Origin of the sequence: Candidatus Clostridium stratigraminis, assembly GCF_045310675.1 — a bacterium.
Taxonomy (GTDB): Bacteria; Bacillota; Clostridia; order Clostridiales; family Clostridiaceae; genus Clostridium_AT; species Clostridium_AT stratigraminis.
In genome coordinates this window covers 101,594-117,841 of the sequence record NZ_JBJHZZ010000010.1, presented here as the reverse complement: position 1 = coordinate 117,841, position 16,248 = coordinate 101,594, and the positions used below count along the sequence as shown (strand labels likewise).

At 31.7% G+C, this 16,248-nt stretch carries 12 protein-coding genes; 1 reads left to right on the top strand and 11 read right to left on the bottom strand.

What is annotated here, in order from left to right; genetic code table 11:
• Nucleotides 1–159 precede the first annotated feature (159 nt).
• The 6 genes from ACJDUG_RS13350 to ACJDUG_RS13325 all read right to left on the bottom strand — a co-directional run bounded on the left by ACJDUG_RS13350 (nucleotide 160) and on the right by ACJDUG_RS13325 (nucleotide 8,386).
• Nucleotides 160–1,476 carry a nucleotide sugar dehydrogenase gene (locus ACJDUG_RS13350; RefSeq protein ID WP_406770375.1) on the bottom strand — a complete coding sequence of 439 codons (1,317 nt, stop codon included), beginning with the start codon at nucleotides 1,474–1,476 and terminating at the stop codon, nucleotides 160–162.
• 33 nt (nucleotides 1,477–1,509) lie between these two features.
• The gene (locus ACJDUG_RS13345) at nucleotides 1,510–3,360 is read right to left on the bottom strand and encodes a polysaccharide biosynthesis protein (RefSeq protein WP_406770374.1); all 1,851 of its coding nucleotides are present in this window, start codon (nucleotides 3,358–3,360) and stop codon (nucleotides 1,510–1,512) included.
• Between the two features lie 191 nt (nucleotides 3,361–3,551).
• On the bottom strand, nucleotides 3,552–4,451 hold the full coding sequence (gene galU, locus ACJDUG_RS13340) for a UTP--glucose-1-phosphate uridylyltransferase GalU (protein WP_406770373.1): 900 nt from the start codon (nucleotides 4,449–4,451) through the stop codon (nucleotides 3,552–3,554).
• A gap of 112 nt (nucleotides 4,452–4,563) precedes the next feature.
• Complete coding sequence (locus tag ACJDUG_RS13335; protein WP_406770372.1) at nucleotides 4,564–5,628, bottom strand: tetratricopeptide repeat protein; 1,065 nt, start codon at nucleotides 5,626–5,628, stop codon at nucleotides 4,564–4,566.
• 21 nt (nucleotides 5,629–5,649) lie between these two features.
• Nucleotides 5,650–7,383, bottom strand: a complete 1,734-nt coding sequence (locus ACJDUG_RS13330; protein WP_406770371.1) for a phospho-sugar mutase — start codon at nucleotides 7,381–7,383, stop codon at nucleotides 5,650–5,652.
• 406 nt (nucleotides 7,384–7,789) lie between these two features.
• Nucleotides 7,790–8,386: a 50S ribosomal protein L25 gene (locus ACJDUG_RS13325; protein ID WP_406770370.1), complete on the bottom strand. Its 597-nt coding sequence runs from the start codon at nucleotides 8,384–8,386 to the stop codon at nucleotides 7,790–7,792.
• Between the two features lie 270 nt (nucleotides 8,387–8,656).
• Here ACJDUG_RS13325 and ACJDUG_RS13320 point away from each other — a divergent pair, with 270 nt between their 5' ends.
• Nucleotides 8,657–10,147 (top strand): aminotransferase class I/II-fold pyridoxal phosphate-dependent enzyme, encoded by a 1,491-nt coding sequence (locus ACJDUG_RS13320; protein ID WP_406770369.1) that lies wholly within the window; start codon nucleotides 8,657–8,659, stop codon nucleotides 10,145–10,147.
• A gap of 37 nt (nucleotides 10,148–10,184) precedes the next feature.
• Here the strand turns inward: ACJDUG_RS13320 and ACJDUG_RS13315 are convergent, their stop codons facing one another.
• From ACJDUG_RS13315 to glnA, 5 genes are all read right to left on the bottom strand, one after another.
• A complete protein-coding gene (locus ACJDUG_RS13315) occupies nucleotides 10,185–11,018 on the bottom strand; it encodes a serpin family protein (protein WP_406770368.1) in 834 nt (277 codons plus the stop codon).
• 113 nt (nucleotides 11,019–11,131) lie between these two features.
• The gene (locus ACJDUG_RS13310; RefSeq protein WP_406770367.1) at nucleotides 11,132–11,707 is read right to left on the bottom strand and encodes an indolepyruvate oxidoreductase subunit beta; all 576 of its coding nucleotides are present in this window, start codon (nucleotides 11,705–11,707) and stop codon (nucleotides 11,132–11,134) included.
• A 1-nt stretch (nucleotide 11,708) separates the two neighbouring features.
• Nucleotides 11,709–13,469, bottom strand: a complete 1,761-nt coding sequence (gene iorA / locus ACJDUG_RS13305) for an indolepyruvate ferredoxin oxidoreductase subunit alpha (protein ID WP_406770366.1) — start codon at nucleotides 13,467–13,469, stop codon at nucleotides 11,709–11,711.
• Nucleotides 13,470–13,596: 127 nt separating this feature from the next.
• Complete coding sequence (locus ACJDUG_RS13300) at nucleotides 13,597–14,496, bottom strand: phosphate butyryltransferase (RefSeq protein ID WP_406770365.1); 900 nt, start codon at nucleotides 14,494–14,496, stop codon at nucleotides 13,597–13,599.
• A gap of 90 nt (nucleotides 14,497–14,586) precedes the next feature.
• A complete protein-coding gene (gene glnA / locus ACJDUG_RS13295) occupies nucleotides 14,587–16,017 on the bottom strand; it encodes a type I glutamate--ammonia ligase (protein WP_406770364.1) in 1,431 nt (476 codons plus the stop codon).
• Nucleotides 16,018–16,248 lie beyond the last annotated feature (231 nt).

Sequence of the window (16,248 nt, the reverse complement as noted above, 5' to 3'; positions counted from 1 at the left end):
AAACAGCTTCGTCTTTATTCTGTACCAGCGCCTCAACATGTTTATAAGAAATTCTTCCACATCCTATTATAGCAAATCTTAACTTACTCATATTATCACCTCATACATATTATAACAGCATTATAACAGGATAAACTTTAGTTTATCCTGTTATGAATCCTATAATTTATTAATTTTGTTTCTGTTTTCTTTTACATCTTTTGTAGCATTTCTAGTATCATATAAAAGTTTAGCTTTATTCACAACTTCTTGATAATCATAGCAGCTGTGATTTGTAGTTATAATGACTATATCAGCTGTTTTTAAATTTTCTTCTAAATTTACCGAAACATATTCCCTTTTGTTATGCTTGAATTTAGGAATATACGGATCATTATATATAACATTTGCACCATTCATCTCTAGATGTTCTATAACCTTTAATGCTGGTGATTCTCTTAAATCATCAATGTCATTTTTATAAGCAACACCAAGTAATAAAACTGTAGAACCATTTAAAGACTTTTTGTGAGTATTTAAAAGCTTCATAGCAGTTTCCATTACAAATTCAGGCATATAGTCATTAATTTCACCTGAAGTTTCTATCAATTTAGTGTGATAATCATATTCTTTAGCCTTCCAGGATAAATAAAATGGATCTAGTGGTATGCAATGTCCGCCAAGTCCTGGACCTGGATAAAATGGCATGAACCCATAAGGTTTTGTTTTTGCAGCTTCAATAACTTCCCAAACATCAATACCCATTTTTTTGCAAAGAATAGCCATCTCGTTTGCTAAAGCAATATTAATATTCCTAAAGGTATTTTCTAATATCTTTTCCATTTCAGCAATAGCTGGAGATGATACCTCCATAACATCACTTTCTAAAACGCTTCTATAAAGCATGGCAGCAACTTCAGTACACTCAGGTGTGCATCCTCCTACAACCTTAGGAGTATTTTTAGTTTTATATTCTTTGTTACCTGGATCTACTCTTTCTGGTGAGAACGCTAAGAAGAAATCTTCACCACATTTAAGTCCGCTTTCTTCTAAAATTGGTTTTAATATCTCTTCAGTAGTACCTGGATAAGTTGTACTTTCAAGAACAACTAAAAGTCCTCTATGCATATATTTTGCAACACTTTTAGAAGAACTTACTACATAGGATAAATCAGGCTGCTTATATTTATCAAGTGGTGTAGGAACACATATTGATACCGCATCTACATCAGCAACAAAGCTAAAATCAGTAGTAGCCTTAAGTCTGTTGGTGTCAACTAATTTCTTTAAATCCTCATCAACAATATCTCCAATATAGTTTACGCCATCATTTACCATTTGTACTTTGCTTTCTTGAACATCAAAGCCAATTACTTCATAACCTGCTTTTGCCTTTTCCACTGCAAGTGGTAAACCAACGTACCCTAATCCAACTACACCAAGTTTAGCTGTTCTATTTTTTAATTTTAAAATCAAATCTTCTTTTAATTTAGTCATTTTAAAATCCTCCTTAACCTTTGTTTTATACAATTAAATAGTTTTTTGTTTTTGTCTGTTAAAGGTTGGTACTTTTTTCTCCATTAATTTATATACATCTTCCTCATCTTTATAAATTACATCTTTGAATTCTTCAATGGAATTATTTAAATAACCAATGTCATAATCAGCAGGCTTTTCTACAAATATTTTTTTATGTTCCGTTGAGGTTAATGCAACTTCATCCATTAATAGTTCTTCATATAGCTTTTCTCCAGGTCTTAAACCTGAATATTCTATTTTTATATCTTTATCAGGCTGAAGACCACTTAGGCTTATTAAATCTCTAGCTAAATCGGCTATCTTTACAGGTTCGCCCATATCTAATACAAATATTTCTCCACCTTTAGCTATTGAACCAGCTTGAATTACAAGCTGGGCTGCTTCCGGAATAGTCATAAAAAACCTTGTAATCTCAGGGTGTGTAACCGTTACTGGCCCACCATGTTCAATTTGTTTTTTAAAGAGTGGTATAACACTTCCATTACTTCCTAGAACATTTCCAAACCTAACAGCAACATACTCTGTTTTGCTGACCTTGCTTAAAGCTTGAATTATTATTTCACAAAATCTCTTTGAAGCACCCATTATATTAGTAGGATTTACTGCTTTATCTGTACTTATCAAAACAAATTTCTTAACACTAAATAAATCGCTGCATTTTGCAACATTATAGGTGCCTAATATATTATTTTTTACTACTTCTTGCGGATTATCCTCCATTAAAGGAACATGCTTGTGTGCAGCTGCATGAAATACAACATCAGGTTTATAATTATCAAATATAGATTTAAGCCTTTCCAAATCTCTCACTGATGCAATGATTACCTTCATATTAAGCTTAGGATATATATATTTTAATTCCATCTGAAGTTCATAGGCATTATTCTCGTATATATCAAGTATTAATAACTGTTTTGGATTAAACCTTGCAATTTGTCTGCAAAGTTCTGAACCTATTGAACCTCCACCTCCAGTTACTAGAACTGTTTTATTCATAATATACTTATTAATATTTTCATTATTTAGTTTAACAGGTTCCCTTCCCAGTAAATCCTCTATTTTAACGTCTCTAATTTTATTCATGCTTACTTTCTCATCTAATATTTCATATATACCAGGAACAGTTTTAAGCTTGCATTTAGTATTTTTGCATATCCTTAATATTTCTCTTTGAGTCTGATAATCAGATGATGGTATTGAAAGTATAATTTCATCCACATCATAATCTTTACAGACACTAACAATTTTGTTCCTATTTCCTAGGACCTTTATTCCATTAATATTCTTTCCTATTTTTGAATTATCATCATCTATAATACCTATAATATCGTAATTGAGCTCACTATGCTTCTTAATTTCCTTTATAAGCATAGCCCCTGCATCTCCAGCACCAATAATTAATAATCTAACTAATTTTTCTTCCTTAATAGTATTTCTCTTCAATCCTTCGCTTACTCTGAAGGCAAATCTAGTTCCTCCTAAAAGGATAGTACTCAATATCCAAAATATTATATGTACCGTAAATGGAAATCTGAAATACTGATTCTCTAATAGTTTATAGTTAATAAAATAACTATAGATAACAAAAACAATATTAGTTAATGATATAGAGTAAATGATAGAAATTAATTCTTCAACTGATGCATACTTCCAAATGTGCTTGTATAAATTAAAAATTGAATTAAAAATTATAGTTAATACTAACACAGGTATAATACTTAGTTTAAAAAAATATATATAATTATTTGGTATATTAAAATCAAACCTCAAAAGTAATGCAGCATAAAGAGAAAATACAACTAGTACAACATCGATGAAAAGGAAAGTTTTTTGATTCTTCACTTTATCACTTCCTAAATTAACAATAAGATAACAGCACTACATAAACCATTTTACAACATTTCAAAAAATATTCAACGTTTTTCTGCTATTTAAATATGATAGTAAATCAATGCATAAAATTAGGACAGTTTTGATAATTAACTGCCCTAATTTGATTAGGTATTAAATAACAAAAGAATATTTTAAGTAGCTTATTTAAATTCGTTATATAGCTCTATAAAATTAGGATTTTCTTTAATAGTTAGTAAATACTCCATAAATGGCTCTCTTAATTCTTCTCTCTTAAGGGCAAATTCAACAGTAGCTTCTAAAAATCCTAGTTTATCCCCTACATCATATCTTCTGCCTTCAAAATTATAGGCATACATCGCCTCACTTTGAATAAGCACCTTTAATGCATCCGTTAGCTGTATTTCTCCACCTTTACCAGGAACAGTGTTTTCAAGAATATCAAAAATCTGAGGTGTTATTATATACCTGCCTAAAATAGCTATATTGGAAGGTGCTTCCTCCGATTTAGGCTTTTCAACTAAGTCCTTAACTTTATAAACCCTGTCTTCAATATGCATACCTTTAACTATTCCATATTTTGAAACATCTTCAGCAGGTACTTCTTGAACTCCTAGTATAGTTGTTTTATATTCGTTAAAACAATCGATTAATTGTTTTAGGCAAGGTGTTTTACTATCAACTACATCATCACCAAGCATTACTGCAAAGGGTTCCTTACCTACAAAGGTTTTAGCACAGCTTATGGCATGACCAAGGCCTTTAGGTTCCTTTTGCCTTATATAATATATATTAACCATATTTGAAATATCTTTAACCATAGTAAGCAATTCCTGCTTATTATGAGTTTCTAATTCTTGCTCTAATTCTACAGATTTATCAAAGTGATCCTCTATAGCTCTTTTATTTCTTCCAGTTATTATTAGTATTTCTTCAATACCTGATGCAACTGCTTCTTCAATTATGTACTGTATTGTTGGTTTATCTACAATTGGCAGCATTTCTTTAGGCTGTGCTTTTGTAGCTGGTAAGAATCTTGTACCTAGACCAGCGGCTGGTATAATAGCCTTTTTAACTTTCATATACAGTTCTCCCTTCAAAATAAGTGATTCAAACAAATTATATTCTAATAAAGATAAAATTACAAATAACTATTGAATAATTCTTAATTTATTAATATATGGATTTACATAATTATTTATCTAATAGGGCAGCAAGCTTTATAACTATTTCATCCTTGCTGTCAAGCTTTTTTGCTATTTCCAAATGGTTTTTGGCCTGCTGTAAGTCCCCTGCATCCATATAGCACATAATAAGATTAGTACATATTTCAACTGACTTTGTTGCTTCAAAAGCTTTTCTTAAATATAGAATAGCTTTATCAAGGTCACCCATAGAAGCATAATTAATTCCTAATTCATTTACTACCTCTACTAAAGCATCATCTATTTCTAGTGCCTCATTTAAGTAATAAATGGCCTTTTCGTAATTTTCTAGTATTCTGTAGCCTACTGCTATATTGAAAAATAGGGCTGCATTATCACTATACTCCTCTATTAGAGGTATAAGAAGCTTTAACGCTTTGTTTGGATCTTCATATAAAATGCTTTTTCCTTCTTCATAATTCACAATATTTATTAAAGAATGCATAAGGTCAATTATTTCAGAGGTCTTTGCGCCGCCTTTAGCAACATAGGTTTTTATAGACAATAATGCAGCTTCAAAATCTCCATTGTCCTTATTAAGTATAGCTTCGTATAAATAAGGAATAGAGAAATTTTCTATTTCCTTTGCTTTTGTAATTATAGTCAATTCTTCATTTATAAAACCTTTATCTTTTTCCCTTAATATTTCTGCTAAGGAAATAAGCTTTTCATAATTTTCTTCATTCTTTTCCAAGTTCACTAAGCCTTTTATAAAAATATAGGCATCTTCATAATTTTCTTTCTTAATTTCATTAAAAACTAAATTTTTAATGAAAGGAATTGCATCATTAAAATTTACGAGCATGTCTAAATATAAATGATTATATTTGAATTTATCATCAATGCCCAATACATAGAACATACCTTCCAAAAAATTATTAATTGAAATTTCGTTTAAATTATTCCCTGATTTAATCTCAACAATAAGCTTACTGGATTTTATAGGCATATATACATTTTCTTCTAAAAAAACATTAAATAATGTCATGAGTTTATTCTTGTTAATTTCTAAAAATAAAACAGAAGATAATCTCTCTGAAAAATATGATTCCATAAATTTACCTCTTTACTATTATTATTTATTACATGCAAGATTTACAATTTCAAGAATACTATTTTTGAATTCTTGTAACCTTTTCTTAGCATCCTCATCACTCCGCCCTATACAAGAAAGATATATCTTCATTTTAGGTTCAGTTCCTGAGGGTCTTACTACAAACCAGGAATTATCCTTCAAAATAAATTTAAGAACATTAGATTTAGGAAGATTAATAATATTTTCCTTAATACTTATCAAATCTTTTTCAATACTTAATCTATAATCCATTTTCTTAATAATTTTTGTACCATTAATACTTGACTTCATAGAATGTCTTAAATATTCAAGTGCTTTTTCTATTTTTTCTTGTCCTTCCTTGCCTTTAAGTTCAATAGAAATCAAGCTTTCTTTATAATATCCATACTTGTTATATAATTCAATTAAAGCATCATATAAACTCATATTCTTAGTTTTATAAAAAAGCGCCATTTCACAAATTAGAGTTGAGGCAATGACTGCATCCTTGTCCCTTACAAAATCACCTGCTAAATAACCGAAGCTTTCTTCAAAACCGAAAATAAAGTCCTTTGTATTGGTTTTATCAAATTCTTTTATCTTCTCCCCAATATATTTAAAACCAGTCAATACATCTATTATTTCCACTCCATAGTTTTCAGAGATTCTCGCTGCAAGCTCTGAAGTTACAATAGTTTTAATAATTGCTCCGTCCTTTGGAAGTTTATCAGTTTCTTTTAGTGAATTCAAAATATAATTTGATAATAATACTCCTGTTTGATTACCTGTTAAAACCCTATATTCTCCATTATTGTCCTTAACTACAACTCCTATTCTATCACAGTCAGGATCAGTGCCAAAAATAATATCAGGCTTTATTTCCTCAGCCATTTTAAGAGCTAATTCAAAAACCTTTGGTTCTTCAGGATTTGGGTATGCCGCAGTTGGGAAATTTCCATCCGGCATTTCCTGTTCCTTAACTACAAATACATTTTCATAGCCAAGTTCCTTAAGTACTCTTCTTACAGGTATGTTGCCGCTCCCATGAATTGGAGTATAAATTATTTTTAATTCCTTTGCACTAGCTTTAACTAATTCACTCCTTAATGTAAGACCTTTTACTCTCTCAAAATAACTTTTATCAACTTCATCCCCGATAATATTAAGGTATCCCCGCTTTACTGCCTCCTCCGCTGAAATACTTTTAATCTTATTGAAGTTATCTACTTCATTGATATAATTAAATATTTCCTTTGCAGCTTCATCAGTTACCTGTCCCCCATCTTCTCCATAAACCTTATAACCATTATAAATTTTCGGATTATGAGAAGCAGTAATAACAATACCTGCTTTTGAATTTAATAATCTTACTGCATAGGATAACATAGGTGTGGGCCTTAAAGTGTCAAAAAGGTATACTTTTATGCCATTACCACAAAGTACCAAGGCTGAAGTTTCGGCAAACTCTTTTGACATAATTCTAGAGTCATATGCTATACTTACAGAAACATCATTCTTGTATATATTTAGTAAATAATTTGCTAGACCTTGAGTTGCCTTACCAACAGTATACACATTCATTCTATTACTTCCAGCAGCTATAATTCCCCGTAAGCCGCCAGTACCAAACTCTAATTCTTTATAAAATCTATCTTCCAATTCCATTTCATCGGTTATATTAGTTAATTCTTCTTTTGTTTTAGTATCGACTTTTTTTGAACTAATCCACAATTCATATTTTTGTCTATAATCCATAGTTCCCTCCTGTATTCCTTACCATTAACACAATTATTATTAATCATTGTGCCTCCCGAATGTAAGTAAGTATAGTCTTATTTACCTATTTACGCTTAAACAACATCTATATTATACTATAAAATTTAGGAAATAGACTATATTTTTGTATTTTGAACCTTTTAGTTATTATACATTTTATTATTAAAAGCTATTGTTTGATATCTTCATCATATTAAAGTCTATATTTCTTGAGGTATTAAACATTAAAAAAGAGTAATATAAAGTAAGTCTACAACTGGGTATTCTTACTTTATATTACTCTTTTAAAGTAAATAAGCATAAATTAGCTAATGAACTAGTTAGGTTAAGATAGACATTTAAAGCTTCTGGTATAGACTATAATCCAACTAAAGCAAAAATTTACTTATAATTCTATACTATTAACTTCCTGTGGAGTATCATTTACTATAGTATCAGTATTTGCATCTGTTATAGCTGCGATAACAGTATTAGGATCTTCCATCAATGTAATTTCCTCTGAAAATTCAATATTAGCGATTCTGTAAGTTTCTCCAAAATTTAAATTAGAAACATCCACACTAATTGATTTAGGAAGGTTGCCGCCTTTACACTGAACTTTAATTTTATTTTTCTCCTTATGTAAGATTGCACCATTACGAGCTATCTGACTATCTCCTACAAAAACAAGTGGAACATCAGCAACTACAACTGTATCATTTGATAGTTCCTCTAAATCTATATGCATAAATTTACGACTAACAGGATCCTTTTGGACTTCTTTAATAAGTGCCATATGATCTTTGCCATCAATCTTGATGTTTAGAATTCCGTGCTCACCATTTTTAGATAATTCCCTTGTAAGTTCTAACTCACCAATTTCAAATAACATATTGGTAACATATTTCCCATAAAGTATTCCAGGTACCTTCCCGCTTCTTCTTACCTTTCTTGCTTCATGAGATGTTCTTTTTTCCCTAGAATTTGCATTCAGCATTTCCATAATAATCACTCCTGTATTCCTTAAAAGTGTTAAGCTAAAGCTTCCTACTTTTTCTATTATTACCATTATTCAAATTAATATACACTTTGGAAAATAGAAGATTTATAATGGAAATAGTAATATTTATAGAATATAATTATAAAAAATCATATTGCATATTGCATTTGAAAATCATATACTTTATAATAATAATGGTTTTAAGAAAACCAAGTAGACCTTTGATGCCTCAAGGCATACAGACATATTATTGAAAGAAGGTGCTTATGCGCGGTGTATAAGTTAGATCAAAATCAAACACCACTTTTTGATGCTCTTATGGAGTATGTAAATAGGGAAACAATTCCTTTTCACGTTCCAGGCCACAAGAAAGGTATTGGAATGGATGAGGAATTCAAAAATTTTATAGGAGAAAATCCTTTAAAAATTGATGTTACAGTTTTTAAATTAGTTGACAGCCTGCATCACCCAACAGGTCCTATTAAAAAAGCACAGGAATTAGCAGCAGATGCCTATGGTACAGAAGCTTCCTTCTTTTCTATGCATGGTACATCAGGTGCAATACAAGCCATGATTATGTCTGTGGTAAGTGATGGTGATAAAATAATTATACCAAGAAATGTGCACAAATCAGTTACAGCTGGAATTATTTTAAGTGGAGCAATTCCTGTTTATATGCAGCCAGAACTTGATAAAACAGTTGGTATAGCACATGGTGTAAGCCCTGAAACTGTTAAAAATACACTAGAAAATAACAAAGATGCAAAAGCGGTTTTGATTATTAATCCGACTTATTATGGAGTTGCAACAGATATTGAAAAAATAGCAGACATCGTTCATAGTTATGATATTCCTTTAATTGTCGACGAAGCTCATGGTCCACATCTTGGTTTTAATGAAAAATTACCAATGTCTGCCATAGAAGCAGGAGCTGATATCTGCGCTCAAAGTACTCATAAAATTATTGGAGCAATGACTCAATGTTCTTTACTTCAGGTTAATTCTAAAAGAATAGATAAAAATAGAGTTCAGCAGGTACTTAACCTTTTACAGACAACATCTCCTTCCTATGTATTAATGGCTTCCTTAGATTGTGCAAGAAGGCAGATTGCTTTACATGGTAAAGAACTTTTAGATAAAACTATTGATTTATGCAATTATGCAAGAAATGAAATAAATAAAATACCTGGGCTTTATTGCTTCGGCGAAGAAGTTTTAGGTAAGTCAGGAGCTTTTGCCTTTGATCCAACTAAAATAACTGTAACCTGTCGTGACTTAGGCATAACAGGTTACGATTTAGATATGATATTATCTAATAAATATCACATTCAAATGGAGCTTTCGGATTTATACAATGCTCTAGCAGTAGGTTCTTTTGGTGATACTAAGGAAAATATAGATAAGCTTCTAGAAGCACTTCGAGAAATTAGCAGCGAATACTTTGGAAAAGGTGATAGAAAATCTGATTTTATTGATATACCGCCAATTCCAGAACAAATTCAAAGACCTAGAGAAGCCTTTAACAGTGTAAAAAGTTCGATGGCATTAAGTGAAAGTGTTGGCATGATAAGTGGTGAGTTCTTATTGGCTTATCCACCTGGAATTCCAGTACTATGCCCTGGTGAGAAAATAACAGTAGAAATTATTGATTACATTGAAAAGCTAAAGGCAGCTGGATTATACGTTCAAGGAACTGAAGATCCAAAGGTTGAATTTATTAATGTTGTTAAACCTGAAGATGCTGTTTATATTAATGTAGAATAAACTTAAAGCTGAGCATTTATTTATGCTCAGCTTTTTATTATCCTCTTGTCAAATTTATCTTTTTTTCAATTCTATCTTTATTTATACTATTTAAATATTTTAAATATTGACTGCTGTTCATTTGTAAAACACTACTATATATAGAAATTATTCTTTTAAAGTAGGAAAGTTCGTCACTAACCCTCATAAGCTTACCAACCATATTTTTTATTACCCTAACACCCCATTTTTTTCTTGTTTTTTCTGACTCTTTTCTAACCTCGTCAATACAATCCCCAATTGAAGCTGTATTTAAAACTTTTTCAAAGTTTATTTTTAACACTTCTTCATAATATGGATACAGTTTATTCAAAAATTCAATGTTAAAAGTTAAGTCCTGATCTCTTATGGTTTTAATATTACTTGATAATTCCTCTAATACAGAATTACTTTTTTCTTCTAAATTGTAATTCTTTAAAAAGATCCCCTTAACTCTTTCTGCTGCATAAACCTTTTGAGTTAATAGAAAATCTAACCCTTCAGAAATTTGATTAATCTTATCTTTTGCTCTTTGTAATTCAGCCTCTGTCTTTAATGTAGCTAATATTCCTTTCGCTTTATCCTTACTAAAAAAGGTTTCATAATAAAAGCAAAGTTTAGCTAGTTCTGATATTATATTCTTATCTGAAACTAACTTATCATACTCATCTAGGTATAAGTATCCTCTCACTTCTTTATCAAGCTTAAAAATACTTTTTTTATAGAAAATAACTTCTTTATACAATTTATCATTAACTTCTATATTCCCCGAAACCCAGCATCCTTCAGATGGTTTTATATATGATCTTATAACATTAATTGCATTAGCATCAACTTCTGTATAACCAAGCATCGTAACTCACTCCTAAGTATCAATTAATTAGTTTTGTTTATATAAAATATTATAACAGAGAATTTTTCTTTCTGATACTTAAAAAAAGGACTATTGAAAAATAGTCCTTTTTTTTATGCTTCCATTCCTGAGGAAAGTGCTCTTAAATTAAGTTCTATTGCTTTTTTAGGTATTACGCTTTCAATAGCTTCCTTCCAATTAATATTTTCTAACTTCAGAGCCTTGATTACAGCTCCTAATAGAACTACATTCTGTGCTTTAATGTTACCTAGTTCTTCTGCTATTTTTGCAGCATCTACAATAATTGTATTATAAACTGCAGCCTTTAATCTTTCATTTAAATTCTCTGGATATTTATCCTTTCCAATTAAAACAGTAACAGGGTGGATTTCGTAATCGTTAACTATTAAATGTCCGTCCTTTTTTAAGTAGTCAATATATCTTGCTGCCTCACTTTTTTCAAATGCTACTATCACATCAGCCTTTCCCTTTTCTATTAATGGAGAGTATACCTTTGAACCAAATCTGACTTGAGTAGTAACACTTCCCCCTCTTTGTGCCATACCATGAACTTCCGACATTTTTACATCGAAGCCAAATTTCATAAGTCCCTCAGAAAGCAGCTTAGAAGCAAGAATTGTGCCTTGGCCACCTACACCAACAAACAAAATGCTTTTAATATCCTTCATTTTACTCACCCACCTTTTCAATAGCATCAAACATGCATACTTGTTTACACAGTTCACAGCCATTACACATATTTTTGTCTATACTAACTATGTTATTTTTAAAGGAGAGTGCTGGACATCCTGTTCTTAAGCAAGCTTTACAACGCTTACATTTTTCAGGGTCAATGACACATTTTAAATTTGCCCTTTTCTTTTGAACCTCTTTTATAAGCGCACAAGGCTGCTTAGTAATTATAACATATGGCTCACTGCTGTTATAAGCCGTCTTGACTGCTTCTTCTGTATCTTTTAGTAGATATGGATCTACTATTTTTATATTTTCTTTTTTAATTCCACAGGCAAGAACTAGTGCTTCTAAATCCACTTCTTGTGCAGGTTTACCTTGAAGTGTTCTGCCTGTTCCTGGATTTTCTTGATGCCCAGTCATCCCAGTGATTCTATTATCAAGTATAACTGTTACTATTGGACTATTATTATATACTGAATTAATAAGCCCTGTAATACCTGAGTGGAAAAACGTGGAGTCCCCCAGAAAAGCAAATACTTTATTACTTCTATCACCCATTAAATTAGCCTTTTGTATACCAATGCCTCCTGAAATAGAAGCTCCCATACAAATAACTGTATCAGCAACATTTAATGGGGGCATCATTCCTAATGTATAACAGCCAATATCACTAGTTGAAATAATATCCTTATATTTTGATACTGCATAAAATATTCCCCTATGAGGGCAGCCTGGGCAAAGTACTGGTGGTCTTGATGGAGGCATAATATCTGTATTAAAAAATGCCTTAGATTCTTCGCCCAAAATATTCTTTCGAATAATATCTGGATTCAATTCCCCGCATATTGGTATGAGCTCCTTACCTATACATTGAATTCCCATTACCTTTATTGCATTTTCAAGATATGGTTCATTTTCTTCAATAACATACAGCTTATCTACCTTTTTAGCGAAGTCTTTAATAATCTTATCCGGCAGTGGATAACTCATACCAATTTTTAAATATGAAACATCTTCCCCAAATACTTCCTTTGCGTATTGGTACGAAATACCACTGGTTATAATTCCAACTTTATTATTTCCAATTTCCACCTTATTTAAATCAGAGTTATTTGAATACTCTCGTAGCGCCTCAAGTCTATCCTCAACTTCATAATGTTTTTTTCTTGCATTAGCAGGAATCATAATGTATTTTTCTGTATTTTTTGCATATGGTTTGATTGCAGTTTCTACTTTTTCCCCTAATTCAACAATAGTTTTGGAATGAGATATTCTTGTTGTGCTTCTAAAAAGCACTAGAGTATCAAACTTCTCACTTATTTCAAAGGCTATTTTCATAAAGTCCTTACATTCTTGTGAATCAGAAGGCTCAAGCATTGCAACCTTTGCATGCGGTGCATATAACCTATTATCCTGTTCATTTTGGGAGGAATGCATACCTGGATCATCTGCCGTAACCACAACAAATCCACCATTGACTCCTTCATAAGCCATTGTAAACAATGGATCTGCAGCTACATTAAGGCCTACATGTTTCATAGTTGTTAAACTTCTAGCTCCCCCTATAGATGCTCCTGCAGCAACCTCAAAGGCAACCTTTTCATTTGGTGCCCATTCAGCATAAACTCCTTCATAGGTTGCAAAATTTTCAAGTATTTCTGTGCTTGGTGTACCTGGATAAGCCGAAGCTATAGTACACCCAGCTTCATAGGCTCCCCTAGCCATTGCTTCATTACCAGTCATTATGACCTTCATAAATATACCCCCTTATATTCCTTATCAACTGGGTAGTTTAGATTACTCGCTCCCGCTCGCAAACTACCCGTAAAAGTCCATTTAGGACTTTTACCTAAATGATTATTAATCATTCAGCCCTCTTTAATTAATCAGATAAAATTGAACCTAAGGCTATTGAATACAGCTTTGATTTTGAGCTGTCTGCTCTTGAAACTAGTACCACAGGGCATTTTGCACCTATAATTAAACCTGCATTCTCTGCCTTAGCAAAATAGGTTAGTGCCTTCCCTAAAAAATTACCGCTTTCTATATTTGGTACAAGTAATATATCTGCATCTCCAGCTACCTCACTAACTATTCCCTTATGAATTGCAGCTTCCTTTGAAATAGCATTATCAAGACCTAAAGGACCATCAATTATGCAGCCTTTTATCTGACCTCTTTTGTTCATTTGTGTAAGCACAGATGCATCTATAGTTGCCTGCATAGATGGGTTAACCACTTCTACAGCACAGATTGGTGCAACTTTTGGATTTTCGATTCCTAAAGCATCACAAAGTTTTACTGCATTATTAATTATTTGTACTTTTTCTTTAAGCTCAGGGTAAGGCACCATACCGCCATCAGTAAGCATAATAAGCTTATGATAATTGTGTGCTTCATATACCATAACATGAGACAATAATTCTTCTTTTTTAAGATTTGCCTCTTTGTTTAAAACTGCTTTTAATAAATCTGCAGTTCCAAGCATTCCCTTCATAATAAATTGTGCCTTACCATCTGAAACAAGCTTAACTGCCATAGCAGCAGCCTTTTTTATATCTTTTTCATTAATAATTTCCACTTCTTCTAGACTATAATTCTCCCTTTTTGCAATAGCTCTGATTTTTTCTTCATCACCTACAAGAATGGCATGTACTATTCCTTTACTCACAGCTTCAGTAACAGCCTCTAGCACTGCCGCATCTTGTGCTGCTGCAACAGAAATTGTTTTTTTCTCCTTTGTTTTTGCAATTTCAAATAATTCTCCAAGTTTTTTTACCATAAGAACCCCCCGAAAATTAATTGCACAGCAATCTACTGAATGAAGAATGTTTAATTCATCATTCAGTGTTAATTTTGTGCCGTAAAGTTTCTATAGATCATAATATAGTTCGAATTCTATTGGTGAAGGTACTGGTATTACCTTCATTACCTCTCTTTTATATTTAAAGTTTATCCAGTTGTTAATAAAATGCTCATCAAAAACATTGTCTCTTAATAAAAATTCATGATCCTTTTTTAATGCATCTAGTGCTTCATCAAGTGATTTTGGAAGAGCTTCAATTTTATTTCTCTCCTCCTCCGGCATGTCAAATACATTAATATCAAAGGGACCAAAGCCTTCTTTTGTTGGATCTATTTTATTTACAATACCATCAATACCAGCCATTAAAAGTGCTGAATATGCCAAATATGGATTAGCTGTAGCATCAGAAGGTCTAAATTCGAACCTTCTCTTAGCTGGCTCTTTAACATATCCAGGTATTCTTATAACAGAGCTTCTATTTCCTGTAGCAAAGCATATTGAAACAGGTGCCTCAAAACCTGGTACCAATCTTTTATATGAGTTTGTTGAAGGATTAGTAAAGCCAAGAAGAGCTTTTGAGTGCTTTAGTATCCCACCTATAAAATATAGTGCTTCCTGACTCATATTGGAATATCCATTTTCACTATAAAATATGTTTTTACCATTCTTATTCAGGAGCATATGAACATGCATTCCGCTGCCTGCTTCACCAAATAGAGGTTTAGGCATAAAGGTAGCTGTTCTTCCATGTGCTACTGCCTCATTTTTTATTACATACTTTGCCATCATAGTAGCATCTGCCATTTTTAGCATTTCGCCAAGTTCTACTTCTATCTCAAGTTGACCAGCAGCACCTACTTCATGATGATGATATTTTACAGGTACCCCCATTTCCTCTAACTTCAAGGTCATTTCACTTCTTAAGTCGTTATTCAAATCATAGGGCAGTCCAAGATGATAAGATTTTTGGAATGGAGCTTTATAACCTAAATTATCTTCTTTAGAGTTTGAGTTCCAAGGTGCTTGTTTGGCATCTATGTATACTTCCTGATGATGATTTTTAGTTTCATAATTAATATGATCAAAAATATAAAATTCAAATTCTGGTCCTATTATATACTCATCAGCTATACCTAAATTTTTAAGGTATGAAGAAGCCTTCTCAGCAATATATCTTGGGTCTCCGCTGAATCTTCCTGAATTTTTTCCTATGGTATGAATATTTGCTATCATACTTAAAGTAGGTATTTTGCAGTATGGATCAATAAAAGCTGTGGTCATATCTGGTATAAAACACATATCAGAGTTTTCTATAGATGAATAACCGTAACTAGACCCGTCGAAACCTATCCCATCAGTAAACGTTTTCTCAGTAAGTCTTTCTGAAGGAATAGACAGGTGATTCCATCTTCCTGGTAATGTTATAACTTTAAAATCTACAATTTTAATACTGTTGTCTTCGATGTACTTTTTTAATTCTTGAAAATTTTTGAACATGATTATTCTCCTTCCACTTGTCACACTGGGTAACCTAAGACAGCCGATTCCCATCGGCTAGGTTACCCGTAAAAGTCCATTTAGGACTTTTACCTCCATCTAGTATTTGTAATATTGCTTATATTCATAATTTTAGTATAATACATGAATTATTTTTGTCAACATCCTTATTATAGAGAAAGTTATATTTCATGAGTCAATTAAGATAAGCAGGTACAGAATCTTATTTAA